We start from the raw sequence: 26399 nt of genomic DNA, 5'->3' as shown, positions 1-26399 counted from the left end.
AGCCGAGCATGGGCTCGGCTCTACAGTAGATCCACGCCATGCGTGGATGACGCACAGCCGCCGCGCCCCGGTAGATCCACGCCATGCGTGGATGAATCCCCGGCCGGGTTCACCCACCCCGGCAGAACGCGGCGTAATCGATATATCCCGGGAACGGCACACCCGGCGCGCAGACCGGACACTGCGGGTCCGGCCGGATGCCGGTCTCGCGGAAGCGCATGCCCAGCGCATCGAAGCGCAGCAGGCGGCCCACCAGCGGCTCGCCGATGCCCAGCAGCAGCTTCAGCACCTCGGTGGCCTGCAGCACGCCGGCCAGGCCAGGCAGCACGCCCAGCACACCGGCCTCGGAACAGTTCGGCGCAAACTCCGGCGGCGGCGGTTCCGGGAACAGGCAGCGGTAGCACGGCGCCACGCCGCGCTGGCGGCCGGCGTCAAACACGCTTACCTGGCCGTCAAAGCGCTCGATGGCGGCATACACCAGCGGTTTGGCGTGCTTGATGCAGGCGTCGTTGAGCAGGTAGCGCAGCGGGAAGTTGTCCGAGCCATCCAGCACCACGTCCACACCCTCGAGCAGCGCATCCACGTTCTCAGAGGTCACCCGCTCCGGCACCGCCTCGACCTCGATGGAGGGATTCAGCGCCAGCAGGCGCTCGCGAGCGGAATCGACCTTGAGCTGGCCGACGCTGGCTTCGGTATGCACGATCTGCCGGTGCAGGTTGCTGCGCTCCACGCGGTCGTGGTCGGCGAGGCGCAGGTGCCCTACCCCAGCCGCTGCCAGGTAGAAACCAGCCGGTGCGCCCAGCCCGCCCGCGCCCAGTACCAGCACGCGCGCTTGCTGCAGCCGGCGCTGGCCGGCTTCGCCCACCTGCGGCAGCAGCAGGTGCCGCGAATAGCGATCAAAGAAATCGCGGTCGGCGGCGCTGGCCAGCGGCTGCACCAAGGGCAGCGACTGCTCGCGCCAGGCCACGGTACCGCCCGTCACGGAAGCGACGTTTGTGTAGCCGGCCTCCAGCAGGAACTGCACGGCATCGGCCGAGCGCTTGCCGCTCTGGCAGATCAGCAGGATCTCCTGGTCGCGCCGCGGCAGATGCGCGGCCGGGTCGGCCTGCAGCTCGCCCTTGGCCACGCCGCGCGCGCCCTCGGCCATCCCGCCGGCCCGTTCATGCGCCTCGCGCACATCGATCAGCACGGCGCCGTGGGCCAGACGCTCGCGCGCCTGCGCGGGGGAAAGCTCTTGGATGCTCATGGCCGCATTATCGCGCACGCGGCGGCAAGCCGCCTTGACCGATACCTGCAAACATGGGGTAGTGCCGGCCGCTGGCCGGCATGGCCATGAACGCACCGGACGACCCGAGGTTGCCGGCCAGCGGCCGGCACTACCGGTAGGGGCGCGAACAAAAAAGGCGGCCCTGCGGCCGCCTTTTTCGTGAATCACTTGCCCTTGACGTGCTTCATCAAGCGCCGCTTGGCCTTGACCTGCCGCTCGGTGAGGACGTTCTTCTTGCCCTCGTACGGGTTGGTACCCTCGCGGAAGATGAAGCTCACCGGCGTGCCGATCAGCTTGAAGCGCTTGCGGAAGAAGTTCTCCAGGTAGCGCTTGTACGACTCCTGCAGTTCCTTCAGGCGCGTACCGTGCACGATGAAGGTCGGCGGGTTGGAACCGGCCGGGTGCACGTAGCGCAGCTTGGAGACGTGGCCGCGAATGGTCGGCGGCGGGTTGGTCTCGTAGGCCACTTCCAGCGCCTTGTTCACTTCGCTGGTGGTGAAGGTCTTGTTCGCCGATTCGTGCGCACGATGCACCGCACGGAACAGCTCACGCAGGCCCGAGCCATGCTTGGCCGAGATGCGCACCGATTCGGCCCACGGCACGAAGCCCAGCTTCAGCGACAGCATGGTTTCGGCCTGCTCGCGCTGGTACTCGGTCAGGCCATCCCACTTGTTGATGGCGATCACCAGCGCGCGGCCGGCGTCGAGCACGGCACCGAGCACGGTGGCGTCCTGGTCGGTCACGCCTTCGGTGGCGTCGAGCATCAGCACGGCCACCTGGCACTGCTCGATCGACTGCATGGTCTTGACCACCGAGAACTTCTCGACGACCTCATCCACGCGCGAACGACGGCGCAGGCCGGCGGTGTCGATCAGGCGGTACTCACGGCCGTCGCGCTCCAGGTCCACCGCGATCGAGTCGCGGGTGGTACCCGGCACGTCGGAGGCGATCATGCGCTCCTCGCCGAGGATGCGATTGACCAGGGTCGACTTGCCCACGTTCGGGCGGCCGACAAAGGCGATGCGGATGCGGTTCGGGTCGTTGTCCAGCTCTTCGCCGCTGCCTTCTTCCGGCAGGCGCTGGATCACTTCGTCCAGCAGGTCGTCCAGACCCTGGCGATGCGCAGCCGAGACGGTCAGCATCTCGCCGAAGCCATAACGGGCGAACTCGGAACGCACGCTGTCCTCGTCGGTGCCGTCGATCTTGTTGATCAGCAGCAGCGTCGGGCGCGACAGCTTGCGCAGCCAGGCCAGGATCTCGTCGTCCAGCGCCGAGGTGCCCTCGCGGGCATCGACGACGAACAGGATCAGGTCGGCTTCGGCCGCGGCCGCACGGGCCTGGCGCGTGGTGGCGCCGGCCAGGCCTTCGTCTTCCCCGGCGATACCACCGGTATCCACGACGAGGAAATGGTTGTCCTCGTCGAGGCGGCAGACACCGTAGTTGCGGTCGCGGGTGACGCCGGGCTGGTCATGGACCAGCGCGTCACGGGTGCGCGTAAGCGCATTGAAAATAGTCGACTTGCCGACATTCGGCCGTCCAACCAGGGCGACCAGAGGCAGCATCGCGATTACTCCAATTTTTTAGTTTGCCAACCGGAAGGCGGTCAGCTTGCCATCCACGTTCTGCACCAGCAGCACCCCGTCGACGACGACCGGCTGGGCCAGCAGGGCGTCGCCGCCACTTTTTGCCCGTGCCGCCATCGCACCATCGGAGGCCTGCAACCAGTGCACGTATCCCTTGTAGTCACCGACCACGACGTAGTCGCCGTGCAGTGCCGGGCCGGTCAGGGAGCGACGGGCCAGTGCCGTCTGCGACCACATGGCTGCGCCGCTGGCCTTGTCCAGACCGAACACGCCGCCCTTGTTGTCGGTCACGAACACATTGCCGGACGATACCGCCACGCCACCTGCGCCGCCATGGTCGCGCGCCCACAGCGGGCGACCGGTCGGGCCTTCGATGGCCATGGTCTGGTTCTTGAAGCTGCTCACGTACAGGGTGTTGCCGTCGAGCACCGGTGCGCCGTCGACGTCCGCCATGCGCTCCAGCTCGGTGCGGCCTTCGCCGTTGCCGAGGTTCTGTTCCCACAGCGTGCGGCCATCCTGCTGGGCCAGGGCCGCAACCGCGCCCTCGTCCTTGCCGATGAACAACACGCCCGGGCCGGTCACCACCGGCGCGTTGCCGCGCACGGTCAGCGCCGGCAGCTCGCTCGGGTTGAACCACTTCTGGGTGCCGTTGCCGACATCGAAGGCGGTCACACGACCGTCGTTGCTGCGCACGTAGACCATGCCCTGGGCAACGGCCGGCGCGGCGATGACTTCACCCGGAACACGGGCGCGCCACTTCTCGCTGCCGTCGTTGATGTCCAGAGCGATGACCTGGCCATCCAGCGTGCCGATCACGACCAGGTTCTCACCGACACCCGGGCCGCCGGACAGGCGCAGCTTGGCCTTCTTCTTTTCCTTCTTCGGCTCCCAGGTCCAGACCTTCTTGCCGGTCTGCAGGTCGATGGCGTGCACGCCACCGGTGATCGCCGCAGCGAACACGTGGCCGTTGGCCACCGCCGGGCCCTGGCGCACACCGATGCGACGCTCGCCCTTGCCGAGGTTGACTGACCAGATCTTGCTGACCTTCACGGTCGGCTCGAACTTGACCAGCTCAGCCGGTTCCTGTGCCTTCTTCGCCGCCGCGTCCTTGCCAGCGAACCAGCCCTTCATGGTGCCGCAGCCGGTCAGGGCCATGCCCATCAGGAGCACGGTGGCGACGCGGGTGATCATGACCTTCTGACTCATCAAACCGACTCCGCAGGGGCGGCAACGGTGCCGCCGGCGTCCATAACCTTGGTTTCCAGCAGGCGCCGCTGCGGCGCTGCCACGTCCAGCGTCTTCAGCGCCTTCTCGTACTGTACGCGGGCGTCGTCACGCTTGCCCTGCGCCATCAGCGCATCGCCATGGATTTCCAGGCTGCTGCTGTCGGTGGCGCTGCCCAGCAGCTTGATGGCCTCGTCGCTCTTGCCGGTGGCCACCAGCAGGCGGGCCACACGCTGGTCGACCACGCGCTGCAGGTCGCCTTCGACCTTCACGTTGCGCAGGGTGGCCAGTGCCTCTTCGTTCTTGCCGGCGTCGACCTGGGCCTTGGCCAGCTGCAGCGCCGCGAGGTCGCCGTAGATGCTGGACGGGCCGGCTTCGAGCGCCTTGACCGCCTTGGCGGCGTCGTCAAGCTTGTTCTGCTGCAGGCCCTGCAGGGCCTTCTGGTACTCGACATTGGCCGAGGCCAGCTTGCTGCCCTGCTCCTTCTGGTACCACTGCCAGCCGGCAATGGCACCGATGGCGATGACTACGCCACCGAGGATGCTGGCGCCATTCTTCCGCAGCCAGCTGCGGACGCGTTCACTTTGTTCGTGCTCGTCGAGCAGATCGTCGATCGCCATGCGTACTCTCGCCCCGCCCGTCGGGAGGGACCATTGGGTTTAATCGAAGGTGGTGAAACCGCGCCTCAGTGCGAAACCGGGACTACGGAGCCTTCAGAGGATACCTGAAAGCGTGCCACGTTGGCTCGCTGGTAGGGGGTCAGATCGACGATAGCGCCGTTCTGCTGAACCTGGACCGCCGAGGCGTTGCCCAGGGTCACCCGGGTCACCTGGCCCGGCGTGAAGCTGCGGGTCTCGCCGGACTTGATCAGTGCCTTCTCGACGGTGCTGCCGTCCGGGCCGCCGATGTCGACCCAGCTGTCGCCGCTGAACTGCATTTCCAGCGCATTGCCGGCAGCCGGGGCCGGCGCCGGGCGCGGCACCGGGGCCAGCGAGGCGACGTAAGGGGTGGCCGCCGGCTTGCTGGCCGGGGACGTGGTCGCTTCGGCCGGGGCGGCCATCTCGCTGCCGGCTGCGGACGGCGTGACCGGCACGGCGGCCGGGATCACGTCCAGCGAGGCGGTGCTCGGCGACGGGGTCGCGCTGCCGTCGAAGTGGCCACGGGTGGCGAACCACACCGGCACCGCCAGCACGGCGGTGATGCCGACATACAGCACGCGCCGACCGAGGTTCTCGGCAATGCGGCGCGCACGGGGGGTATGGGTATGGCTGACCAGGGTGGGCGGAACCACCGGGCCGACCTGGGCCTGTTCCAGCAGCTCGCCCACGTCCACGTCGAGCAGGCGCGCATAGCTGCGCAGCTGGCCGCGCACGAACACCGGCGCCCCCAGCTTCTGCCATTGTTCCTCTTCCAGCGACTTGACCACCTGGACCGGCATGCGCAGGCGCGAGCCGACATCTTCGAGGGTCAGTCCGGCCGCTTCACGGGCCTGGCGCAGGCGGGTGCCGCAGCCGGCCGCAGTCTCGAGAGCGCTCACAGTCTGGTCATCAATCACAATGCATCAACCCTGGAGTTAGGAGCCCGCTTCCTGCGGAAATTCCTGTCGAATCCGCTGCAGATAACGATCAGATGCCGCCCGATCGCCCAGCTTCACTTCGATTTGAGACGCAAGTTGTAACACGGAACGCGTTGCGGGTGCAGCCGCAATCCTACGTTCGGCGAACGCCCGGGCCTCCATGTAGCGGCCCTGGCGGAAGCTCAGCTGGGCCATCGACTCCAGCGCAACCGGGTTGGCCGGCGCCGCGACGAGTGCCGCGCGCAGGTCGCGCTCGGCACGTTCGAGCTGCCCAGCGTCCAGTGCGCAGCTACCGGCATTGGCCTGCGCTTCGCCCGGGGTGGCATAGCCCGGCGCCTGCAGCGCCCGGTCGAACCAGACCAGCGATTCGGCCGGCTGGCCCTGCTGGCACAACCAGGCACCGTAGTTGTTGAGCACGTCCCCGCGCTGCGGCGCCAGCTCGGCGGCCTTGCGGAAATTCTCGCCCGCCTGGCGGGTGCGGCCACGACGGTCATCGATGCCGGCCTGCAGCACCAGCGCATCGGGCGCCTCGGGCGCCAGCTTCAGCGCTTCGCGCACCTTGCGCTCGGCGGCGTCGAGATTGCCGACCTGCAGGTCACGGGTCGCCAGGGTCAACAGGTCGCGCCAGCGCACTTCGCGCCGCACGCTTTCCGGGTCAGCCACCGAATAGACCGGCGCCTGGCTCGGCCCGAGCTTGGCCTTGGGATGGGATTTGCAGCCGCCGACCGCAACGGCCAGCATGCCTGCGAACAGAACCAGCCAGAGGCGGTCAGGCCGCGGCATCGCTCCCCTTCCCCGCCTGCAGCGTCTTGTTGAACTCCGCCTGGCGGCGGGTGCGGTCCATTACCTGGCCCTTGAGCTGGCCACAGGCGGCATCGATGTCGTCGCCACGGGTGCGGCGGACCATGGTCAGCACGTTGCTGTCGAGCAGGATCTTCTGGAAGGCGCGGATGTGCGCTTCTTCCGAACGCTCGTAGCGGGTGCCCGGGAACGGGTTGAACGGGATCAGGTTGACCTTGCCCGAATCCTTGGCCTGCACCGCGTTGTCGAACTGGCGCATCAGGCGGGCCAGCTCGCGGGCATGCTCGGGCTTGTCGTTGATGCCCTTCATCAGGGTGTATTCAAAGGTGACCGACTCGCGGCGCTTGTTGGCGCGCAGGTAGCGTGCACACGAGGCCATCAGCTCGGCGATCGGGTACTTCTTGTTGAGCGGCACCAGCGTCTCGCGCAGCGCGTCGTTCGGCGCATGCAGCGACACCGCCAGCGACACGTCGCTTTCGGCAGACAGGCGGTCGATCTGCGGCACCAGGCCAGAGGTCGACAGGGTCACGCGCTTGTTGGCCAGGCCGTAGCCCAGGTCGTCGCGCATCACGCTCATGGCGCGCACGACGTTGTCGAAGTTCATCAGCGGCTCGCCCATGCCCATCATCACCACGTTGGTGAGGCGGCGCATCTGGTGCGGCACGTTGCCCAGGTGGCGTGCGGCAACCCACACCTGGCCGATGATCTCGGCGGTGGTCAGGTTGCGGTTGAAGCCCTGGGTAGCGGTGGAGCAGAACGTGCAGTTCAGGCCGCAACCGACCTGCGAGGACACGCACAGCGTGCCGCGGGTCTTGTCCGGGATGTACACGGTCTCGATGGCGTTCTTGCCATCCACGCCCATTGCCAGCAGCCACTTGTGGGTACCGTCGGCGGAGGGCTTGTCGAACACGATGTTGGGAACCAGCACCTCGGCATGGGCCTGCAGCTTGGCGCGCAGGACCTTGCCGAGGTCGGTCATTTCATCGAAATCGGTGACGTAGCGATGGTGGATCCACTTCATCACCTGATGGGCACGGAACTTCTTTTCGCCGAGAACCTCGACGAAAAACTTCTCCAGGCCCGCGCGATCAAGGTCGAGCAGGTTCTGCTTGCCAGCCGTGGGTGCCGACTTCGGCAGCGGCTGGATGGCGGGGGACTGTACGACCTCGTTCACGGCATTACTCTCAGCGCGAAACGACTTCGGTGGCGGCGAAGAAGTAGGCGATCTCAATCGCGGCATTCTCGACCGAGTCCGAGCCGTGGGCGGCATTGGCATCGATGGATTCGGCGAAGTCGGCGCGGATGGTGCCCGGCGCGGCTTCCTTCGGGTTGGTGGCGCCCAGCAGGTCGCGGTGGGCCAGGACGGCGTTCTCGCCTTCCAGGGCCTGGATCATCACCGGGCCGGAGATCATGAACTCGACCAGCGCGTTGAAGAACGGACGCTCGCGGTGCACGGCGTAGAAGCCTTCGGCTTCACGACGGGACAGCTGCTTGTACTTGGCGGCCACGACCTTCAGGCCGGCCTTCTCGAAGCGGGCGTAGATTTCGCCGATGACGTTCTTGGCAACGGCGTCCGGCTTGATGATCGAAAGGGTGCGCTCCAGCGCCATGGGATGTCTCCAATGGAATCGGGCCGCTGATGGCCCGAAGGGTAACATGAAAAAAACCCGCGTCGGGACGCGGGCTTAGCCTGATAAACGTAGGCGAATTGTAAAAGATAAAGCCGCGGGGTGGTAGAGGGCCGTCGGCCGGCAAACCTTCACGGCAGGGGTCAGATCCCCGCAGGGGCTCTGACCCCATTCCGGGCCCAGCATCGGGGTCGGAGCCCCTGCGGGGATCCGACCCCTACCCCATTCACCCAGCTGAGCGGATTCTGACCGTCCGAGCCATTTTTGCTGCACTGCAAAATGCCATACGCTACCGTCTGGTCCTAGTATCAAACAATCGTTTGATTAAGGTCCGCCCGCCGATGGCCAAACCCGCCCACTTCTCGACCAAGGACCGGATCCTCGGCGCGGCCGAGGAGCTGTTCGCCCAGCACGGCTTCGCCGGCACCTCGCTGCGCCAGGTGACCAGCCAGGCCGATGTCAACATCGCTGCGGTCAACTACCACTTCGGCTCCAAGGAAAACCTGGTCAACGAGGTGTTCCGCCGCCGCATGGACGAGATGACCGGCGCCCGCCTGTCACAGCTCGAACGTGCCCGCGCCGAGCACCCGGGCGAACTGCGCCCGGTGCTGGCCGCCTTCGTCGAGCCGGCGCTGGCGCTGGCCCAGGACCGCCAGAACGGCGGCGCCTTCGTGCGCGTGATCGCCCGCGCCTACGCCGAGAAGAACGACAACCTGCGCAAGTTCCTGTCCGACCACTACGGCCACGTGCTGCGTGCGTTCGGCAAGGCCATCGGCGAGTGCGTGCCGGACCTGAGCAAGGAGGAACTGTACTGGCGCCTCGACTTCCTGGCCGGCTCGCTCACCTATGCCATGGCCGATTTCGGGCTGATCAAGCGTCCCGCCGGTGTCACCGAAGCGGCGCATCGTGCCCATGCCGCCCACGAACTGATCCATTTCGCCGAAGCCGGGTTCCGCGCCGCCGCACGCGCCAGCGCCCTGCCCGCTTCCGTTTGATTCCACCCAGTAACTGCTGACCAACAAAGGCCCTACACCATGTCCAATTCCCTGCTAGTCCGCCGCGCCGCCGTGCTGGGTGCCGGCGTCATGGGTGCCCAGATCGCCGCCCACCTCACCAACGCCGGCGTCGACACCGTGCTGTTCGACCTGCCTGCGAAGGAAGGTCCGGCCGACGGCATCGTGCTGAAGGCGATCGCCAACCTGGGCAAGCTGAGTCCCGCGCCGCTGGCCAGCAAGTCGCTTGCCGAAGCCATCACCCCGGCAAACTACGAGTCCGGCCTGGAGCAGCTGAAGGACTGCGACCTGATCATCGAGGCCATCGCCGAGCGCATGGACTGGAAGCAGGACCTGTACAAGAAGATCGCCCCGTTCGTGGCCGACCACGCGGTGCTCGCCTCCAACACCTCGGGCCTGGGCATCAACAAGCTGGCCGACGTGCTGCCCGAGCAGCTGCGCCACCGCTTCTGCGGCGTGCACTTCTTCAATCCGCCGCGCTACATGCACCTGGCCGAGCTGATCCCGGCCACCACCACCGATGCCGCCGTGCTGGAAGGCCTGGAAGCTTTCCTGGTCACCACCCTGGGCAAGGGCGTGGTGTACGCCAAGGACACCCCGAACTTCATCGGCAACCGCATCGGCGTGTTCTCGATCCTGTCGACCATCCACCACACCCAGCAGTTCGGCCTGGGCTTCGATGAAGTGGACGGCCTGACCGGCCCGCTGGTCGGCCGCCCGAAGTCGGCCACCTACCGCACCTCCGACGTGGTCGGCCTGGACACCATGGCGCATGTCATCAAGACCATGGGCGACACCCTGCCGAATGATCCGTGGCATGAGTTCTTCAAGTCGCCGAAGTGGCTGGACGCGCTGATTTCCAAGGGCGCACTGGGCCAGAAGACCGGCGCCGGCATCTTCCGCAAGGTCGGCAAGGACATCGTCGTGCTGGACCTGGAGAAGCAGGACTACCGCCCGGCCGACCGCACCGCCGCCCCGGAAGTGGTCGAGATCCTGAAGATCAAGAACCCGGCCGAGAAGTTCGCCAAGCTGCGCGAGAGCCAGCACCCGCAGGCGCAGTTCCTGTGGGCGACTTTCCGTGACCTGTTCCACTACAGCGCCTACCACTTGGCCGACATCGCCGAGACCGCGCGCGACGTCGACCTGGCCATCCGCTGGGGCTACGGCTGGTCGCTGGGCCCGTTCGAGACCTGGCAGGCCGCCGGCTGGAAGCAGGTCGCGCAGTGGATCGCCGATGACATCGTGGCCGGCAAGAGCATGAGCAACGCACCGCTGCCGGACTGGGTGTTCGATGGCCGCGATGGCGTGCACGCCGCCGAGGGCAGCTACAGCCCGTCGCGCAACGCCAAGCTGCCGCGTTCGTCGCTGCCGGTGTACCAGCGCCAGCGCTTCCCGGATCCGCTGCTGGGCGAACAGTTCGCGCCGGGCGAAACCGTGTTCGAGAACGACGGCCTGCGCATGTGGCACGACGGTGATGGCATCGCCGTGGTCAGCTTCAAGACCAAGATGAACACCGTGTCCGACCAGGTGCTGGACGGCCTGCAGGAATGCGTCAGCCGCGCCGAGAAGGACTTCCAGGGCCTGGTGATCTGGCAGCAGAAGGAACCCTTCTCCGCCGGTGCCGACCTGGCCGGTGCACTGGGCCTGCTGCAGGCCGGCAAGGTCGACCAGTTCGAAGAAATGGTTGCCAACTTCCAGCGCACCAGCCAGCGCATCAAGTACTCGCTGGTGCCGGTGGTTGCCGCCGTGCGTGGCCTGGCGCTGGGTGGTGGCTGCGAGTTCCAGATGCACAGCGCCAAGACCGTGGCCTTCCTGGAAAGCTACATCGGCCTGGTCGAGGCCGGCGTCGGCCTGCTGCCGGCCGGCGGTGGCCTGAAGGAACTGGCCGTGCGCGCCTCGCAGGCCGCAGGCCCGGGCGGTGATGTGTTCGCCGAACTGAAGAAGACCTTCGAGACCGTAGCGATGGCCAAGGTCTCCAACTCGGCGGTCAACGCCAAGGAACTGGGCCTGCTGCGCAGCACCGACAAGGTGGTGTTCAACAGCTACGAAGCGCTGCACATCGCCAAGGCCGAAGCTCGCGCCCTGGCCGAAGCGGGCTACCGTCCGCCGCTGCCGGCACGCCGCATCCAGGTCGCCGGTGACGTGGGCATCGCCACCTTCAAGATGATGCTGGTCAACATGCTGGAAGGCCGCTTCATCAGCCCGTACGACTACGAGATTGCTGAGCGCATCGCCACCGTGCTGTGCGGCGGCAAGGTCGATCGCGGCACCCTGGTGGACGAAGAGTGGCTGCTGACCCTGGAGCGCAAGCACTTCGTCGAACTGGCCCAGCAGGAAAAGACCCAGGCCCGCATCGCGCACATGCTGAAGACCGGCAAGCCGCTGCGGAACTGACGGAAGACATCGGTAGTGCCGGCCGCTGGCCGGCAACCTCTTCCAACCCCTATTCAAGAGATCATTGCAATGACCAAGCAAATCCAGGACGCCTACATCGTCGCCGCCACCCGTACCCCGGTTGGCAAGGCGCCCAAGGGCATGTTCCGCAACACCCGCCCCGACGACATGCTTGCGCACGTGCTGCGCAGCGTCGTCGCCCAGGCCCCGGGCGTGGACGTCAACCGCATCGATGACGCCATCATCGGCTGCGCCATGCCGGAAGCCGAGCAGGGCATGAACGTGGCGCGCATCGGCGTGCTGCTGGCCGGCCTGCCGAACACCATCGCCGCGCAGACCGTGAACCGCTTCTGCTCCTCCGGCCTGCAGGCCGTGGCGCAGGCCGCCGATGCGATCCGCCTGGGCAACGCCGACCTGATGCTGGCCGGCGGTACCGAGTCGATGTCGATGGTGCCGATGATGGGCAACAAGATCGCCATGGCACCGAGCGTGTTCGACAACGACCACGTCGCCATCGCCTACGGCATGGGCATCACCGCCGAGAAGGTGGCCGAAGAGTGGAAGGTCTCGCGCGAAGACCAGGACGCGTTCGCCCTGGCCTCGCACCAGAAGGCCATGGCCGCGATCCAGAACGGCGAGTTCAAGGACGAAATCAGCCCGTACGAGATCGTCTCGCACCTGCCGGACCTGGCCGACGGCCAGCGCATCATCACCCGCAACAAGGTGGCCGACACCGACGAAGGCCCGCGCCCGGACTCCTCCGCTGAAGGCCTGGCCAAGCTGCGCCCGGTATTCCGCAACGGCCAGTTCGGCGGCACCGTCACCGCCGGCAACTCGTCGCAGATGAGCGATGGCGCCGGTGCCGTGCTGCTGGCCTCGGAGCAGGCGATCAAGGATTACGGCCTGACCCCGCTGGCGCGTTTCGTCAGCTTCTCGGTGGCCGGCGTGCGCCCGGAAGTGATGGGCATCGGCCCGATCGCCGCGATCCCGAAGGCCCTGAAGCAGGCCGGCCTGACCCAGGACCAGCTGGACTGGATTGAACTGAACGAAGCCTTCGCCGCGCAGTCGCTGGCAGTGATCCGCGATTGCGGCCTGGACCCGAGCAAGGTCAACCCGCTGGGCGGCGCGATCGCCCTGGGCCATCCGCTGGGCGCGACCGGCGCGATCCGTACCGCCACCCTGCTGCACGGCCTGCGTCGTCGCCAGCAGAAGTACGGCATGGTCACGATGTGCATCGGCACCGGCATGGGCGCGGCGGGTATTTTCGAGGCGCTGTAAGGTTCAAGGCGTTGCCTCGATGGGCTTCATGGCGTGGGCCGGGTTGGCAGGGCTGCCCGGGACACGCCGTGAACCCTTCCATGGGGGCTCGATGGCGCCATCCATGGCGCCAACGGTCCCGGGCAGCCCTGCCAACCCGGCCCTTCCAGCCTCCCCGCGGCGGAGGGATGAGCAAAGGCAGGGTCAAAGGCCGGGGTCAGATCCCTTTGCTGCGCAAAGGGATCTGACCCCAACAAGCAAAAAAGGCAGCCAGTGGCTGCCTTTTTGCTTTTGCTTTTGCTTTTGCTTTTGCTTTTGCCCTTGATTCCGCCCTTCCCGTCCGCGCCGCACGGAAACTGTCGAGAGGGGGCGGATGGCCCTCTCCAAAACCGTTGGCGCCATGGATGGCGCCACCGAGCACCATGGAAGGGCTTTGGCGTGTTTTGGAGAGGGCCATCCGCCCCCTCCGCCACGTATCAATCAAAGCGCTGACGGAGCGCTTGATAAACCCCTTATTCCGCCAGCATCGCCGCCAGCTTCTCCCGCGCCGGGCCGGCCAGCTTCGGATTGTCCAGCGCGAAGCGGATCGTCGCCTCCACCAGACCCAGGTGCGTACCGCAGTCGAAGCGGGTGCCCTCGAAACGATAGGCATCGACTTCTTCGGTCTTCAGCAGCTCGGCAATCGCATCGGTCAGCTGGATCTCGCCGCCGGCACCGGTCTGGGTCTGTTCCAGCAGTTCGAAGATCTTCGGGCTCAGCACGTAGCGGCCGACCACCGCCAGGTCACTCGGCGCGTCCTCCGGCTTCGGCTTCTCGACGATCTGCGAAATGCGGCCCTTGCGGCCATCGAACGCCTCAGTGGCGACGATGCCGTAGCTGGCGGTCTTTTCGTGCGGCACGTCTTCGACCGCAATCACGCTGGCACCGCTGGCCTCATTGAGGTCGGCCATCTGCTTCAGCGCACCGGCACCGCGATTCCAGATCAGATCGTCGGGCAGCAGCACCGCGAACGGCTCGTCACCGATCACAGCCTTGGCACACAGCACTGCGTGCCCCAGGCCCAGCGCCTCGGCCTGGGTCACGAAGATCGCGCGCACGCCGTTGGGCAGCACATGCCGGATCAGCTCCAGCTGCTCCTGCTTGCCGGCGCGCTCGAGCTTCTGCTCCAGCTCGTAGGCCTTGTCGAAATAATCGGCAACCGCGTGCTTGTAGCGGTTGGTGATGAACACCAGCGTGTCGCAGCCGGCTTCGATGGCTTCATCAACGGCGTACTGGATCAGCGGCCGATCAATGATCGGCAGCATCTCCTTCGGCACAGTCTTGGTTGCTGGCAAAAAACGCGTTCCCAGTCCTGCCACCGGGAAAACTGCCTTGCGAATTCGCTTGCTCATTGGTGCCTGTTCGCCTCACGTGCCGGAAAGGGCACGACTTTAGCGGATGAAATGTAAGCATCCTGTTCGATTGGCGAGAATTCCGGCATCGTCGCAAACAGGATTTCCTGGATGCTGGCAGTGTCGTAGCTGGCAATCGCCTCACGCAGGCGCGGAACGTTGCCCAGCACCAGGTCGCGCGAGAACGTACGCACGCCGGCCTCGAGAATCTTCGGGTGCGCGGTCGAACGGTAGTCTTCGTCCGAATAGAACAGCGTCTCGTGCAGCTTCTCGCCCGGGCGCAGGCCGGTATAGATGATCTGGATGTCCTTGTACGGCTGCTTGCCGGTCAAACGGATCATCTGTTCGGCCAGCACGCGGATCGGCACCGGCTCGCCCATGTCCAGAGTGTAGATCGCACCATGCGACGCCGACGCGGCCGCCTGCAGGATCAGCTGGCAGGCCTCGGGGATGGTCATGAAGTAACGGCTGACTTCCGGGTCGGTGACCGTGACCGGACCACCGCGCAGGATCTGCTCGCGGAACAGCGGCACCACGCTGCCGGCCGACGCCAGCACGTTGCCGAAACGCACCGTGACGAAACGGGTGTGCGTGGACTTCTGGTCCAGGCTCTGGCAGATCATCTCGGCGTAGCGCTTGCTCGCACCCAGCGCATTGACCGGGTCGACCGCCTTGTCCGTGGAAATGAACACGAAATGCTCCACGCGGGCTTCCAGGCACGCGCGGGCGACGTTTTCGGTCGCCAGGATGTTGTTGCGCACCGCTTCGCGCAGCTGGCGCTCCAGCACCGGCACGTGCTTGTAGGCGGCCGCATGGAAAGCGGTATCGACCGGGTGCAGCGACAACGCATGGCGAATCACCGCCGGGTCACCGCAGTCGCCCAGCACCGCCTCGATCTCGACGTCGGGGAAGCTGCGCCGCAGCTCGCCCTCGATGGTCAGCAGCAGCAGCTCGCTGATCTCCAGCAGGATGATGCGACCGGCACCGTGCCGCGCGCACTGGCGGCACAGCTCCGAGCCGATCGAACCACCGGCGCCGGTAACCATCACAGTGCGCCCACCCAACCAGCCGCGGATCAGGTTCCAGTCCGGCATGATCGGCTTGCGGCCCAGCAGATCCTCGATCGCCACTTCCTTCAGCTGGCCCGGCAGCGACTGGCCCTGCAGGATGTCGCTGAGCTTGGGCACGGTACGGAACGGAACGCCGGTGCTTTCGCAGATCGCGACAACGCGCTGCATGCCTGCGGCGTCCAGTGACGGCATGGCAATGACCAGCAGCTTGGCAGCGGTCTCGCGGACCACTGTCGGGGCGTCATCCAGGGTGCCGAGGATCGGCAGGCCCTGCAGCTTGGCACCCCGCAGGTGCGGTGCATCGTCGAGCAGGCCGACCGGCTCGAAGTTGCCGGAACGACGCAGGTCGCGCACCAGTGTTTCCGCCGCCTGGCCGGCGCCGAGGATCAGCACGCGGCGGGCGCTGGAATCGGACTGCAGTGCCTGATAGTCCTTCCAGGCCCGGTACAGCAGGCGCGGTGCGCCCAGCAGGGCCGACAGCGCGAACGGGTAGATCACCAGCACCGACATCGGCACGCCGTCGAAGCGCTTCCACATCAGCACCAGGACGATGGCGACCATGCCGATGAAGCTGGCCTTGAAGATGTTCAGCAGGTCGCTGACGCTGGCGAACCGCCACAGCCCGCGATACAGGCCCACGCGCCAGAACACCAGGCCCTGAAGCAGCAGGACCAGGGTGGTATCGACGTTCCACAGGGGCAGCGCCGGAGCGTTGGGCAGGATCGAGTAACGCCCTGCATGGAGCAACTGCCAGCATGCCCAGACCATGAAAAGGTCGTGGCAGACGATGGCCGAACGCGGCATCAGGCCGAGGATTCTGTCCCGCCAGGGTGAAGCCATAAGTCAGGTATTTCCTTGTCGGTAGCGCATTCCATTGCGCAGGAGGAGCCAGAGGACGCTCAGCGCGGTGAACCACGCGATCGCCACGGCAGCCTCCCACCTCGGCTGCAAATTGGAGCAGACATTGAACACTGTAATACTGAACAGGCCCAAAGCAAAGTACATCCCTGTCACCTGGGGGTGACTGGCTCCTGCCTGCACCGCGCGCTGGTAGACGTGCTGGGTGTGGGGTTCCATCCAGCGTTGTCCTGAAATGATGCGCGCCAGCAGTGTGAAGCCCGCGTCCACGAGGAACGGCGAAACCGGGACCAGCAGCAGGATCCAGTTGATATCGGTACGCACGCTGGCGAGTGCCAGCACCGCTGCGACCGCATACCCCAGCGCTCCACTTCCGACATCGCCCATGAAGATCCGGGCCCGAGGGAAGTTGAACGGCAGGAATCCAAGGCAGGCCAGGCCCAGGGCCACGGCAGCCAGCGAGTACGGCCACGGCAGCACCGGCGCCAGCCCCAGCATCGCCACGACGGCCTGGCTGGCGGCAATGCCGTTGATGCCGTCCATGAAATTCCAGATGTTGATCAGTGAGGCGGTGAACAGCAGCACCAGCGCCGCCAACAGCCAGCTGCCGCCATTCACCTTCACCAGGCCGGCCAGCAGCGTCGCGGCGATGAAATGCACCAGCAGGCGACGCATCGCTGGCAGGGGCTTGTGGTCGTCCCACCAGCCGATACCGGCCACCAGCACCAGCCCAAGGCTGGCCACCAGTACTGTCGGCGTGCTCTCGGGCCAGGCCCAGATGGCCACGGCTGCAGTCACCAGCAGGCTGATGACGATGGCGATGCCGCCACCGCGCGGTGTAGCGACGCTATGGCTGCGGCGTTCGCCGGGCTGGTCCATCAACTGCTGACGCAGCGCATAGCCGCGTGCCGCCCAGGTCAGCACCGCACTCAGCAGGGCGAGCGCCAGCAGCGCGCCCATCACAAGCCAGGGCATGGATCAGAGCACCGCGTAGTTCAGCAGCGGCTTGACCGTCCCCCACTCCTTGCAGCTCGGACACTGCCAGTGGTGGGTACGCGCCCCGAAGCCGCAGCGGGTGCAGCGATAGGCCGGGTTGCGCACCAGCAACTGGTCAGTGATGTGCTTGAGGTCATGCAGGGTGGCTGTGGAATCGGCGCCCTCGGCCAGGGTGAGGTCGATCAGCGCGGACTCGCCACGCACCGACGGGCGATCCTTCAGCTGGCGGCCGAGGTAGGCACGCGCCGGGGCCACGCCTTCCTGCTCTTCCATCAACCGGGTCAGCGCCAGCACCGGGGCAATGCCACGGTAATGCTCTGTCATCTCCGACAGGAACGCGCGCGCACCTGCCAGATCGCCCACCTTGCGATAGTTCTGCATCAACGCCGGCAGCAGTTCCGGCAGGTATTCGGGGTCGTTGCGCGCGGCGCGCTCGAAGGCGCGCACGGCGGCCTCAGGATTGCCCGCGTCGGTTTCCAACCGGCCCTCGATGATGCCGGCGCGCACCGACATCGCATCGGCCTGGTAGGCGCGGGCGATCGCTGCCCTCGCCTCTTCCAGCTTGCCGGCGCCACGGAATCGCTCGGCCAGTTCGCACTCGAACTGCCCGATCAGCTTGCCCATCGGCTCGCCGGTGACATCCTCGAACCGGGTGGCGTTGTCGATGGCCTTTTCCCAATCGCGCTCGGCCTGGTAGATGCCGATCAGGTGCTTGAGCGCCTGCGGTGCGCGCTGATCCAGCTGGGCCAGCTCGGTGAACACGGTCTCGGCACGATCCAGCAGGCCGGACTTCATGTAGTCCTCGCCCAGGGCCAGCAGGGCCTGCACGCGCTGTGCGTCACTCAGGTCATGGCGATTGACCAGGCCCTGGTGCAGGCGGATGGCGCGGTCGACTTCGCCACGACGGCGGAACAGATGGCCCAGCGCGACCTGGGTCTCGAAGGTTTCCTTGTCCAGCTCGGCGATGTGCAGGAACAGCTCGATGGCCTTGTCCGGCTGCTCGTTGAGCAGGTAGTTCAGGCCACGGAAATAGGTGCTCGACAGGCGGCTGACCTGGCTGTCACCGTGGCGTTGGCCACCACGCCGCCCGATCACCCACCCGGCCAGTGCGGCCAGCGGTACGAACAGGAAGAACCAGAACCACTCGGTGACGAAATCCATCTTCGATCAACGTCCATCAAAAGATTGGGGGGAAGCAACCGGTGCCGGCGAAGCGGCAGCGGACTTGTTGGCGCGACGCAGCTGGCCGTAGAGCGGAATGACCACGCTCACCAGCACCAGGCCAGCACCGACGATGACACCGATCAGCAATGCGGCAATGATTGCCACGCCGACCGAGGTCTTCAGTTGGGTGAAAACAAGGTTGATGGTCATCTCGTCCATGTTCATGGCACCGATGATCAACCCGAGAATGAGTACCGCCAGCAGGACCAGCAGACGAAAAACCTTCATGCGACAGCTCCAGTGGCAGGAGTCCGTAGCTTATCCGACTCGCGGCTGGATTCGCACGCGGTGGCGCGACGGCAGGCTCAGGCCGGATCGGCGTCCAGCGGCAGCACACTGCTGACCCGCTCGCGCAGTTCCTTGCCCGGCTTGAAATGGGGGACATGCTTGCCCGGCAGGGCAACCGATTCGCCGGTCTTCGGGTTGCGACCCAGGCGCGGCGGACGATAGTGCAGCGAGAAGCTGCCAAATCCACGGATTTCGATGCGATCCCCGGCGGACAGCGATCCGCCCATCATTTCCAGCAACGACTTCACCGCCAGATCGACATCATCGGCCTTCAGGTGCGCCTGGCGGCGCGCAAGGATTTCGATCAGTTCGGATTTGGTCATTACCGGCTCACATCAGGGGCATCTCAGCCTGAAACGGCCCGGGCAATGCCCGGGCCGTCCAGGAAACAACGAACAGCCTAAGGCCGATTACTCGGACTTGTTGCCGTTCAGCTGTGCACGCAGCAGCGCGCCCAGCTGGGTGGTGCCGCTGGAAGCCGAAGAGGACTGGTATTCCTCCAGCACTTCGCGCATTTCAGCGTCGTCCTTGGCCTTGATCGACAGCTGCAGGGTACGGCCCTTGCGGTCCATGCCCACGAACTTGGCTTCGACCTTGTCGCCGACCTTCAGGTGCTGGGTGGCGTCGTCAACGCGCTCGTTGGCGATGTCGCGGGCCGAGACGTAACCTTCGATGCCGTCAGCCAGCTCGATGATCGCGCCCTTGGCGTCGACTTCCTTCACCACGCCTTCGACCTTGGAACCCTTCGGATTGGCAGCCATGTACTGGCCGAACGGATCCTGCTCCAGCTGCTTCACGCCCAGGGAGATGCGCTCGCGCTCCGGATCGACGGCCAGGACGACGGCGTCCAGGGTATCGCCCTTCTTGAAGTTGCGAACGACGTCTTCGCCGGTGGTGTTCCAGCTGATGTCGGACAGGTGGACCAGGCCGTCGATGCCGCCGTCCAGGCCGATGAAGATGCCGAAGTCGGTGATCGACTTGATCTGGCCCGACACCTTGTCACCCTTCTTGTGGGTGGCAGCGAAGGTTTCCCACGGATTGGCGGCAACCTGCTTCATGCCCAGCGAGATGCGGCGACGCTCTTCATCGACGTCCAGCACCATCACTTCGACTTCATCACCCACCTGGACAACCTTGGACGGGTTGACGTTCTTGTTGGTCCAATCCATCTCGGAGACGTGCACCAGGCCTTCGACGCCCGGCTCGATCTCAACGAACGCACCGTAATCGGTGACGTTGGAGACCTTGCCGAAGACGCGGCTGTTGGCCGGGTAACGACGGCCGATGTTGTCCCACGGATCCTCGCCCAGCTGCTTCAGGCCCAGCGAAACGCGGTTGCGCTCGCGGTCGAATTTCAGCACGCGGACGTCCAGCTCGTCGCCGACGTTCACGACTTCCGACGGGTGACGCACGCGCTTCCACGCCATGTCGGTGATGTGCAGCAGGCCGTCGATACCGCCCAGGTCCACGAACGCGCCGTAATCGGTCAGGTTCTTGACGACACCCTTCAGGATCGCGCCTTCCTGCAGCTTGTCCATCAGCTGCTCGCGCTCTTCCGAGTGCTCGCTTTCGACGACAGCGCGGCGCGAGACCACGACGTTGTTACGCTTGCGGTCCAGCTTGATGAGCTTGAACTCGAGTTCCTTGCCTTCCAGGTAGGCCGGATCGCGCACCGGGCGCACATCGACCAGGGAACCCGGCAGGAAGGCGCGGACATCCTTGATGTCCACGGTGAAACCACCCTTGACCTTGCCGCTGATGCGGCCGGTGATGGTTTCGTTCTTTTCCAACGCTTCTTCCAGCTCGTCCCACACCATCGCGCGCTTGGCCTTCTCGCGCGACAGGACGGTTTCGCCGAAGCCGTTCTCGATCGAGTCGAGGGCGACCTTGACGATATCGCCTTCGGCGACGTCGATTTCGCCAGCGTCGTTACGGAACTGTTCGATCGGCACGATGCCTTCGGATTTCAGGCCAGCGTTGATCACCACGACGTCGCCGCGGACTTCAACAACGGTACCGCTGACGATGGCGCCCGGCTTCAGCTTGGCCAGGTTGGCCTGGCTGGCTTCAAACAGTTCGGCAAATGATTCGGTCATTAGATTTACTCTGTTGGACACATGGGTCGGTGGCGTCCCCTTCAGGGGAATGGCGACCGCCCGCCTGTTGGTCGACCCCGGAAACGCAGGTCGTGTGTAGTAGGAAAACCGCCACGCATCATTGCGCGACGGAGCGGGTACAGCACTGCTATGCGCGACCACCGCCGATGCTGCTGGCAGTGCTCCCGCGCGAACGGATCAGGCAGCCGGAACCGGAAGCAGATCCATCACTCGGGCAACGACATCATCGATGCCGATGCCTGTGGTGTCGATGAGGACAGCATCGTCTGCCGGCTTCAGGGGCGCCACGGTACGCTGAGCATCACGGGCGTCGCGGGCCATGATCTCGCGCAGGAGGTCATCAAAGTTAACAGAAACCCCCTTGTCTTTCAACTGCTTATGCCGGCGCTCTGCGCGCTCCTCGGCACTGGCGGTCAGGAAGACCTTGTAGGGGGCGTCCGGAAAGATCACCGTGCCCATGTCGCGGCCGTCGGCGACCAGGCCCGGCAGCTCCCTGAATGCGCGCTGGCGCTCCTTCAGGGCGGCCCGGACCTCCGGGATGGCGGCAATGGCCGAGGCCAGCGCCCCGGTGGTCTCCAGGCGCAGCTCGTCGGTGGCATCGGTGCCGTTGACCATGACCCGCATCGCATCGCCCTGCTCGACAAACTGAACGTGGGTGTCAAAGGTGCAGCGGACCAGCGCGGAGGCGTCGGAGGTGTCGATGTCGGCCCAGCTTGCGGCCACCCCCACCGCCCGGTACAGCGCGCCCGAATCCAGGTAATGCCAGCCCATCCTGCGCGCGATGATGCGGCTGATGGTACCCTTGCCGGCCCCGGATGGGCCGTCGATGGTCAGGACGGGAGCGAGTGGATTCATGGGGGTCCCAGAGCGTGTGAAGAGGCCATTCTAGCCCCTGCCAGACGCCCCCAGCGGGATCTTTTGTGCAACCACTTGAAACCATGAGGAAAAGCCCGGTAGAATGGCGGGCTTGAACGAGCGTCAACTGCCGATTGTCTTTCGCATATCGCGGCCACGCTCCACCCGAACAACTACTGTTTACGCCGAGGTATGCCATGAAAGTCCTGTCCTCCCTGAAGTCGGCGAAGGCCCGTCACCGTGACTGCAAGGTCGTGCGTCGTCGTGGCAAGATCTTCGTCATCTGCAAGTCGAACCCGCGTTTCAAGGCGCGTCAGCGCTAAGCCTCACAGCCTTCCGGCTGCGGCTGGCCCTACGCGGGGCCGACCCGATGCAAGAAACCGCCTTCGGGCGGTTTTTTGTTTATGCGGCTTTTTCCTGCCGTTTTTGCTGTAATCGCCTTTCTTGACCACTGGGGAGTAGATCGAGATGAAGCGTTACCTGTCCGCCCTGGCCGTGATGGCCACCCTGGCCGCCGCCACACCGGCACTGGCCGATACCCTGCTTGTCGACCGTGCCCGCGAGAAGCCGGCCGGTGCCCTGCCCGTGCGCGGCCAGAGCATGCAGCAGGTGCAGGCGCAGTTCGGCGCGCCCAGCGAACAACTGCAGCCGCGTGGCGGGCAGAAGCGGCAATGGCCGACCATCAACCGCTGGGTGTACCCGCAGTTCACCGTCTACTTCGAGAAGCAGAAGGTGATCGACGTGGTGGCCAACCAGGCGGACCCGAACGAAATCGGCCCGAAACCACCGATCCGTTGATCCCTTTACCCGCCCTGGGCGGGCCTGTGTAGCGAGACCATGAACCAGACCCTTCGTTTTCCTGCCGAGTGGGAAGCCCAGAGCGGCGTCCTGATTGCCTGGCCTACCGCCGACACCGACTGGGCCGACCGCCTGGGCCAGGTGGAAGAGACCTACATCGCCCTGGTCGCGGCCATCACCCGCTTCCAGCCGGTGCTGATCTGCGTGGCCGACGACGATGTGGAGACCTATGCCGAAATGCGGCTGCGCTCCAACCGCATCAACATGGACAAGGTCCACTTCACCACGGCCGCCTACGACGATACCTGGCTGCGCGACTCCGGCCCGATCACCCTGCGCCGCGCCGACGGCGGTTTCCAGCTGCTGGACTTCCGATTCACTGGCTGGGGCGGCAAGTTCGACGCCACCCTGGATGACCAGCTGGTGGGCGTGCTCGACCAGGCTGGCGTGTTCAACGACGCCCCGGTACGCAGCATTCCGTTCGCGTTGGAAGGCGGTGGCATCGAGACCGACGGCGAAGGCACCCTGCTGACCACCTGGAAGTGCCTGCACGAACGCCACCCGGACCGCGACCGCGCCAGCCTGAGCGCCGACCTGGCCGACTGGCTGCAGCAGGACCGCGTGCTGTGGCTGGACCACGGCTACCTGGAAGGCGACGACACCGACGCCCACATCGATACCCTCGCCCGCTTCGCCTCCGCTGACAGCATCGTCTATCAGGCCTGCGACGACGAGAGCGATTCGCACTACGCCGAGCTGCAGGCGATGGGCAACGAGCTGGCCGCGCTGCGCACCAAGGACGGCCAGCCGTATCGCCTGTTCCCGCTGCCGTGGGCGCGGCCGGTGATCGACGAAGGCCGCCGTCTTGCTGCGTCGTACGCCAACTACCTGATCGTCAACGGCGCGGTGCTGATGCCGGCCTATGGCGACCCGGCCGACGACCTGGCCCGTGATGTGCTGGCCCAGGCGCATCCGGGTCGCGAGATCGTGCAGGTGCCTTGCCGCTCGCTGATCTGGCAGAACGGCAGCCTGCACTGCATCACCATGCAGCTGCCGGCCGGGTTGTTGAAGGTCTGAGAAAAGGGAGTGCCGGCCGCTGGCCGGCAACCAGGCAATGCCTGACGGATTGATGGGGATGCCGGCCAGCGGCCGGCACTACCATCACCCATTCAGCGCGCAACACGCCGTCGCCACCCATCCGCGCTAACATGCAGGTTTTCCCCCGCAGGAACGCCCCGCATGAACTCGCGCAGCCCCCTTACCGTCGCCCTGATCCAGGAGCGCAACCACGGTGATGCCGCCGCCAACCTGGCGGTGATCGAAGCACGCGTGGCCGAGGCGGCTGCGCAGGGTGCCAAGCTGGTGCTGCTGCAGGAACTGCACAACGGCCCGTATTTCTGCCAGCACGAATCGGTGGACGAATTCGACCTGGCCGAATCCATTCCGGGCCCGAGCACCGAGCGCCTGGGCGCACTGGCGAAGAAGCATGGCGTGGTGCTGGTCGGCTCGCTGTTCGAGCGCCGCGCTGCCGGCCTGTACCACAACACCGCCGTGGTGTTCGAGAAGGACGGCAGCCTGCTCGGCAAGTACCGCAAGATGCACATCCCGGACGACCCGGGCTTCTACGAGAAGTTCTACTTCACCCCGGGCGACATCGGCTTCAAGCCGATCGATACGTCGGTGGGTCGCCTGGGCGTGCTGGTGTGCTGGGACCAGTGGTACCCGGAAGCGGCGCGCCTGATGGCGCTGGCCGGTGCCGAGCTGCTGCTGTACCCGACCGCGATCGGCTGGGACCCGGACGACGTGCAGGACGAGAAGACCCGCCAGCGCGACGCCTGGGTGCTGAGCCACCGTGGCCACGCCGTGGCCAACGGCCTGCCGGTGCTGAGCTGCAACCGCGTCGGCCACGAGGCGTCGCCGCTGGGCGCGTCGGGCATCCAGTTCTGGGGCAACAGCCACGTGCTCGGCCCGCAGGGCGAGTTCCTGGCCGAGGCCGGCACCGAGGCCACCGTGCTGCTGTGCGACGTCGACCTGCAGCGCAGCGAGCATGTGCGCCGCATCTGGCCGTTCCTGCGTGATCGCCGCATCGATGCATACGGCGACCTGCTCAAGCGCTACATCGACTGAGCCGGAGCCCGCGCATGGCCGTCCTCATCCGTGATGCCGGCCCGGCCGACATCGACGCGATCACCGCCATCTACGCGGTGGAAGTGACTGACTTCGTCAACACCTACGAGTACGACATCCCGGACGCGACCGAGATGCTGCGCCGCATGCGCGACATCATTGATCGTGGCTTCCCCTACCTGGTCGCCGAGATCGACGGCCAGGTGGCTGGCTATGCCTATGCCAACACCTATCGCACCCGCATTGCCTACCAGTGGACCGTGGAGAACTCGGTCTACGTCGATGCCGCGTTCCAGGGCAAGGGTGTCGGCACCGGCCTGCTGCAGGCCTTGATCGACGCCTGCGTGGCACGTGGCTACCGGCAGATGGTGGCGGTGATCGGTGAACCGACCAACACCGCCTCGATCAAGCTGCACGAACGCTTCGGCTTCGAGCTGGTGGGCGTGTTCCGTGGCCTCGGCCGCAAGCATGGCCGCTGGCTGGACACCGTACAGATGCAGCGCGCGCTCGGCGATGGCGCCGACACCGCACCCTCCAATGAATGAACCCATGACCGAAACCCTTCCCGAGACCGGCGACGACCTGTTCGCCGGCCAGCCGGTGCGCGTCGTCGAACGCGACGGCGTGCGCTACACCCTGCTGGGCACCGCCCACGTCTCCCGCGCCAGCGTCGAGGCCGTTGAAAAAGCCATCGACAGCGGCCGCTTCGATGCCGTTGCCGTCGAGCTGGACCCGCAGCGCCTGCAGGCGCTGAGCGACCCTGACACGCTCGCCAAGCTCGACCTGGTCGAGGTGATCCGCAAGGGCCGCGTCGCCCTGTTCGCCGCCAACCTCGCTCTGTCCGCCTATCAGCGCCGCCTGGCCGAGCAACTCGACATCGAGCCCGGCGCCGAGCTGAAACGTGCGGTGGAACTCGCCCGCGAACGCAACCTGCCGGTGCACCTGATCGACCGCGAGGTTGGCCTGACCTTCCGCCGCGCGTCGCAACGGCTGGGCTTCTTCGGCAAGCTGAAGCTGGTTGCCGGCCTCGGCGCCGGCCTGTTCTCGTCCGAGGAAGTGGGCGAGAACGAGATCGAGAAGCTCAAGCAGGGCGACATGCTGGAATCGAGCTTCGGTGAGTTCGCAAGCGAGAGCCCGGCGCTGTACGAAACCATCATCGGCGAGCGCGACCGCTACATGGCCACCCGCCTGCGCGAAGAACACGACCCGCGCCAGCGCGAAGTGCTGGCAGTGGTCGGAGCCGGCCACCTGGCGGGTCTGGCACGCCACCTGGAAACCGACACCGAGGCACCGGCGCCGCTGCGCGCCGAGCTGGAGGCGGTGCCGAAGAAGCGCAACATCCCGTGGTTCACGCTGGGCATCCTGGCGATCGTGGCGACCGGCATCGGCGTAGGCTTCTACCGCGGCGGCCTGGGCGTAGGCACCGAGCTGCTGGCAACCTGGGCGATGTATACCGGCGGCCTGGCCGGCCTGGGCTGCCTGCTGGCCGGTGGTCACCCGCTGAGCATCCTCACCGCGATCGCGGTAGCCCCGTTCAAGCCGTTCCGCCTGAGCATCCCGACCGGCGCCTTCTCGGCACTGGTGGAAGCGCGTGTGCGCAAGCCAGCCTACGAGGACTTCCTGAAGCTGCGCGACGATGCGCAGAGCCTGAAGGGCTGGTACCGCAATCGCGTTACCCGCGTGGTGCTGACCTTCATGCTGACCAACATCGGCAGCATGCTTGGCCTGTGGCTGACCACGTTCAAGGTGTGGGGAAAGGTGGCGGGGTAAGCCTCAACCGGCCACAGAATCTGTAGCGCCCGAGCCCATGCTCGGGCGACGCCGCAACGCGGCGAACAGCAGCCGAGCATGGCTCGGCTCTACAGAGGCAAGCAGACGCGGCGAGCAAAAAAAAGGGGAGGCCGCCCCACTACGACCGGCCTCCCCCACACC

General features: G+C 66.0%; 26 protein-coding genes. 9 read left to right on the top strand and 17 right to left on the bottom strand.

Going from position 1 to position 26399, the window contains the following annotated elements; all coding sequences use genetic code 11:
• Positions 1-109: 109 nt before the first annotated feature.
• The 8 genes from moeB to ndk all read right to left on the bottom strand — a co-directional run bounded on the left by moeB (position 110) and on the right by ndk (position 8061).
• Positions 110-1246 carry a molybdopterin-synthase adenylyltransferase MoeB gene (moeB, locus tag ACSYHF_RS08510; protein ID WP_447576240.1) on the bottom strand — a complete coding sequence of 379 codons (1137 nt, stop codon included), beginning with the start codon at positions 1244-1246 and terminating at the stop codon, positions 110-112.
• 185 nt (positions 1247-1431) lie between these two features.
• Complete coding sequence (der, locus tag ACSYHF_RS08505) at positions 1432-2829, bottom strand: ribosome biogenesis GTPase Der (protein ID WP_005413118.1); 1398 nt, start codon at positions 2827-2829, stop codon at positions 1432-1434.
• Positions 2830-2847: 18 nt separating this feature from the next.
• The gene (bamB, locus tag ACSYHF_RS08500; protein ID WP_005416243.1) at positions 2848-4056 is read right to left on the bottom strand and encodes an outer membrane protein assembly factor BamB; all 1209 of its coding nucleotides are present in this window, start codon (positions 4054-4056) and stop codon (positions 2848-2850) included.
• Complete coding sequence (locus ACSYHF_RS08495; protein ID WP_014036903.1) at positions 4056-4694, bottom strand: YfgM family protein; 639 nt, start codon at positions 4692-4694, stop codon at positions 4056-4058. Before ACSYHF_RS08495 ends, bamB begins: the two co-directional genes overlap by 1 nt.
• A gap of 65 nt (positions 4695-4759) precedes the next feature.
• Positions 4760-5629, bottom strand: a complete 870-nt coding sequence (locus ACSYHF_RS08490) for a RodZ domain-containing protein (protein ID WP_111129446.1) — start codon at positions 5627-5629, stop codon at positions 4760-4762.
• Positions 5630-5647: 18 nt separating this feature from the next.
• Positions 5648-6433, bottom strand: coding sequence for a type IV pilus biogenesis/stability protein PilW (gene pilW, locus ACSYHF_RS08485; RefSeq protein WP_005416239.1), 786 nt, complete (start codon positions 6431-6433; stop codon positions 5648-5650).
• A complete protein-coding gene (gene rlmN / locus ACSYHF_RS08480; protein ID WP_005409296.1) occupies positions 6420-7625 on the bottom strand; it encodes a 23S rRNA (adenine(2503)-C(2))-methyltransferase RlmN in 1206 nt (401 codons plus the stop codon). Before rlmN ends, pilW begins: the two co-directional genes overlap by 14 nt.
• A gap of 10 nt (positions 7626-7635) precedes the next feature.
• Positions 7636-8061: a nucleoside-diphosphate kinase gene (gene ndk / locus ACSYHF_RS08475; protein ID WP_005409295.1), complete on the bottom strand. Its 426-nt coding sequence runs from the start codon at positions 8059-8061 to the stop codon at positions 7636-7638.
• A gap of 359 nt (positions 8062-8420) precedes the next feature.
• Between ndk and ACSYHF_RS08470 the strand changes: the two genes are divergently transcribed.
• From ACSYHF_RS08470 to ACSYHF_RS08460, 3 genes are all read left to right on the top strand, one after another.
• Positions 8421-9074, top strand: coding sequence for a TetR/AcrR family transcriptional regulator (locus tag ACSYHF_RS08470; protein ID WP_005416238.1), 654 nt, complete (start codon positions 8421-8423; stop codon positions 9072-9074).
• A 39-nt stretch (positions 9075-9113) separates the two neighbouring features.
• Positions 9114-11486, top strand: a complete 2373-nt coding sequence (locus tag ACSYHF_RS08465) for a 3-hydroxyacyl-CoA dehydrogenase/enoyl-CoA hydratase family protein (RefSeq protein WP_262221512.1) — start codon at positions 9114-9116, stop codon at positions 11484-11486.
• 69 nt (positions 11487-11555) lie between these two features.
• Positions 11556-12764: an acetyl-CoA C-acyltransferase gene (locus tag ACSYHF_RS08460; protein WP_005416236.1), complete on the top strand. Its 1209-nt coding sequence runs from the start codon at positions 11556-11558 to the stop codon at positions 12762-12764.
• 196 nt (positions 12765-12960) lie between these two features.
• On the opposite strand, the gene ACSYHF_RS08455 is transcribed toward ACSYHF_RS08460, so the two are convergent.
• The 9 genes from ACSYHF_RS08455 to cmk all read right to left on the bottom strand — a co-directional run bounded on the left by ACSYHF_RS08455 (position 12961) and on the right by cmk (position 21542).
• On the bottom strand, positions 12961-13200 hold the full coding sequence (locus ACSYHF_RS08455) for a hypothetical protein (protein ID WP_262221511.1): 240 nt from the start codon (positions 13198-13200) through the stop codon (positions 12961-12963).
• A 55-nt stretch (positions 13201-13255) separates the two neighbouring features.
• Entirely contained in the window at positions 13256-14134 is an 879-nt protein-coding gene (gene galU / locus ACSYHF_RS08450) for a UTP--glucose-1-phosphate uridylyltransferase GalU (RefSeq protein WP_032954121.1), read from the bottom strand.
• Entirely contained in the window at positions 14131-16044 is a 1914-nt protein-coding gene (locus tag ACSYHF_RS08445) for a polysaccharide biosynthesis protein (protein ID WP_032954120.1), read from the bottom strand. The genes galU and ACSYHF_RS08445 overlap by 4 nt, the downstream gene beginning before the upstream one ends.
• A gap of 3 nt (positions 16045-16047) precedes the next feature.
• Complete coding sequence (locus ACSYHF_RS08440; protein WP_032954119.1) at positions 16048-17037, bottom strand: MraY family glycosyltransferase; 990 nt, start codon at positions 17035-17037, stop codon at positions 16048-16050.
• Between the two features lie 3 nt (positions 17038-17040).
• Complete coding sequence (gene lapB, locus ACSYHF_RS08435) at positions 17041-18219, bottom strand: lipopolysaccharide assembly protein LapB (protein WP_005416232.1); 1179 nt, start codon at positions 18217-18219, stop codon at positions 17041-17043.
• A 6-nt stretch (positions 18220-18225) separates the two neighbouring features.
• Positions 18226-18510: a LapA family protein gene (locus tag ACSYHF_RS08430; RefSeq protein ID WP_061477908.1), complete on the bottom strand. Its 285-nt coding sequence runs from the start codon at positions 18508-18510 to the stop codon at positions 18226-18228.
• A gap of 77 nt (positions 18511-18587) precedes the next feature.
• Positions 18588-18893 (bottom strand): integration host factor subunit beta, encoded by a 306-nt coding sequence (locus tag ACSYHF_RS08425; RefSeq protein WP_005409286.1) that lies wholly within the window; start codon positions 18891-18893, stop codon positions 18588-18590.
• A gap of 87 nt (positions 18894-18980) precedes the next feature.
• A complete protein-coding gene (gene rpsA, locus ACSYHF_RS08420) occupies positions 18981-20666 on the bottom strand; it encodes a 30S ribosomal protein S1 (RefSeq protein ID WP_005416230.1) in 1686 nt (561 codons plus the stop codon).
• Between the two features lie 198 nt (positions 20667-20864).
• On the bottom strand, positions 20865-21542 hold the full coding sequence (gene cmk / locus ACSYHF_RS08415) for a (d)CMP kinase (protein ID WP_049411481.1): 678 nt from the start codon (positions 21540-21542) through the stop codon (positions 20865-20867).
• A 197-nt stretch (positions 21543-21739) separates the two neighbouring features.
• Between cmk and ykgO the strand changes: the two genes are divergently transcribed.
• The 6 genes from ykgO to ACSYHF_RS08385 all read left to right on the top strand — a co-directional run bounded on the left by ykgO (position 21740) and on the right by ACSYHF_RS08385 (position 26237).
• On the top strand, positions 21740-21865 hold the full coding sequence (gene ykgO / locus ACSYHF_RS08410) for a type B 50S ribosomal protein L36 (RefSeq protein ID WP_005409283.1): 126 nt from the start codon (positions 21740-21742) through the stop codon (positions 21863-21865).
• A 175-nt stretch (positions 21866-22040) separates the two neighbouring features.
• Positions 22041-22340, top strand: a complete 300-nt coding sequence (locus ACSYHF_RS08405; RefSeq protein ID WP_227837998.1) for a hypothetical protein — start codon at positions 22041-22043, stop codon at positions 22338-22340.
• A gap of 39 nt (positions 22341-22379) precedes the next feature.
• Positions 22380-23417: an agmatine deiminase family protein gene (locus tag ACSYHF_RS08400; protein WP_095377731.1), complete on the top strand. Its 1038-nt coding sequence runs from the start codon at positions 22380-22382 to the stop codon at positions 23415-23417.
• Between the two features lie 162 nt (positions 23418-23579).
• Positions 23580-24467: a carbon-nitrogen hydrolase gene (locus tag ACSYHF_RS08395; protein WP_005416226.1), complete on the top strand. Its 888-nt coding sequence runs from the start codon at positions 23580-23582 to the stop codon at positions 24465-24467.
• 14 nt (positions 24468-24481) lie between these two features.
• Positions 24482-25012, top strand: a complete 531-nt coding sequence (locus ACSYHF_RS08390; protein WP_005416225.1) for a GNAT family N-acetyltransferase — start codon at positions 24482-24484, stop codon at positions 25010-25012.
• Between the two features lie 4 nt (positions 25013-25016).
• Entirely contained in the window at positions 25017-26237 is a 1221-nt protein-coding gene (locus ACSYHF_RS08385) for a TraB/GumN family protein (protein ID WP_088123866.1), read from the top strand.
• The last annotated feature ends 162 nt before the right edge of the window (positions 26238-26399 follow it).

The sequence above is a fragment of the Stenotrophomonas maltophilia group sp. P373 genome, from assembly GCF_053295075.1.
The sequence above is the reverse complement of the archived record's forward strand: the minus strand, read 5'-3'. Positions and strand labels throughout refer to the sequence as shown.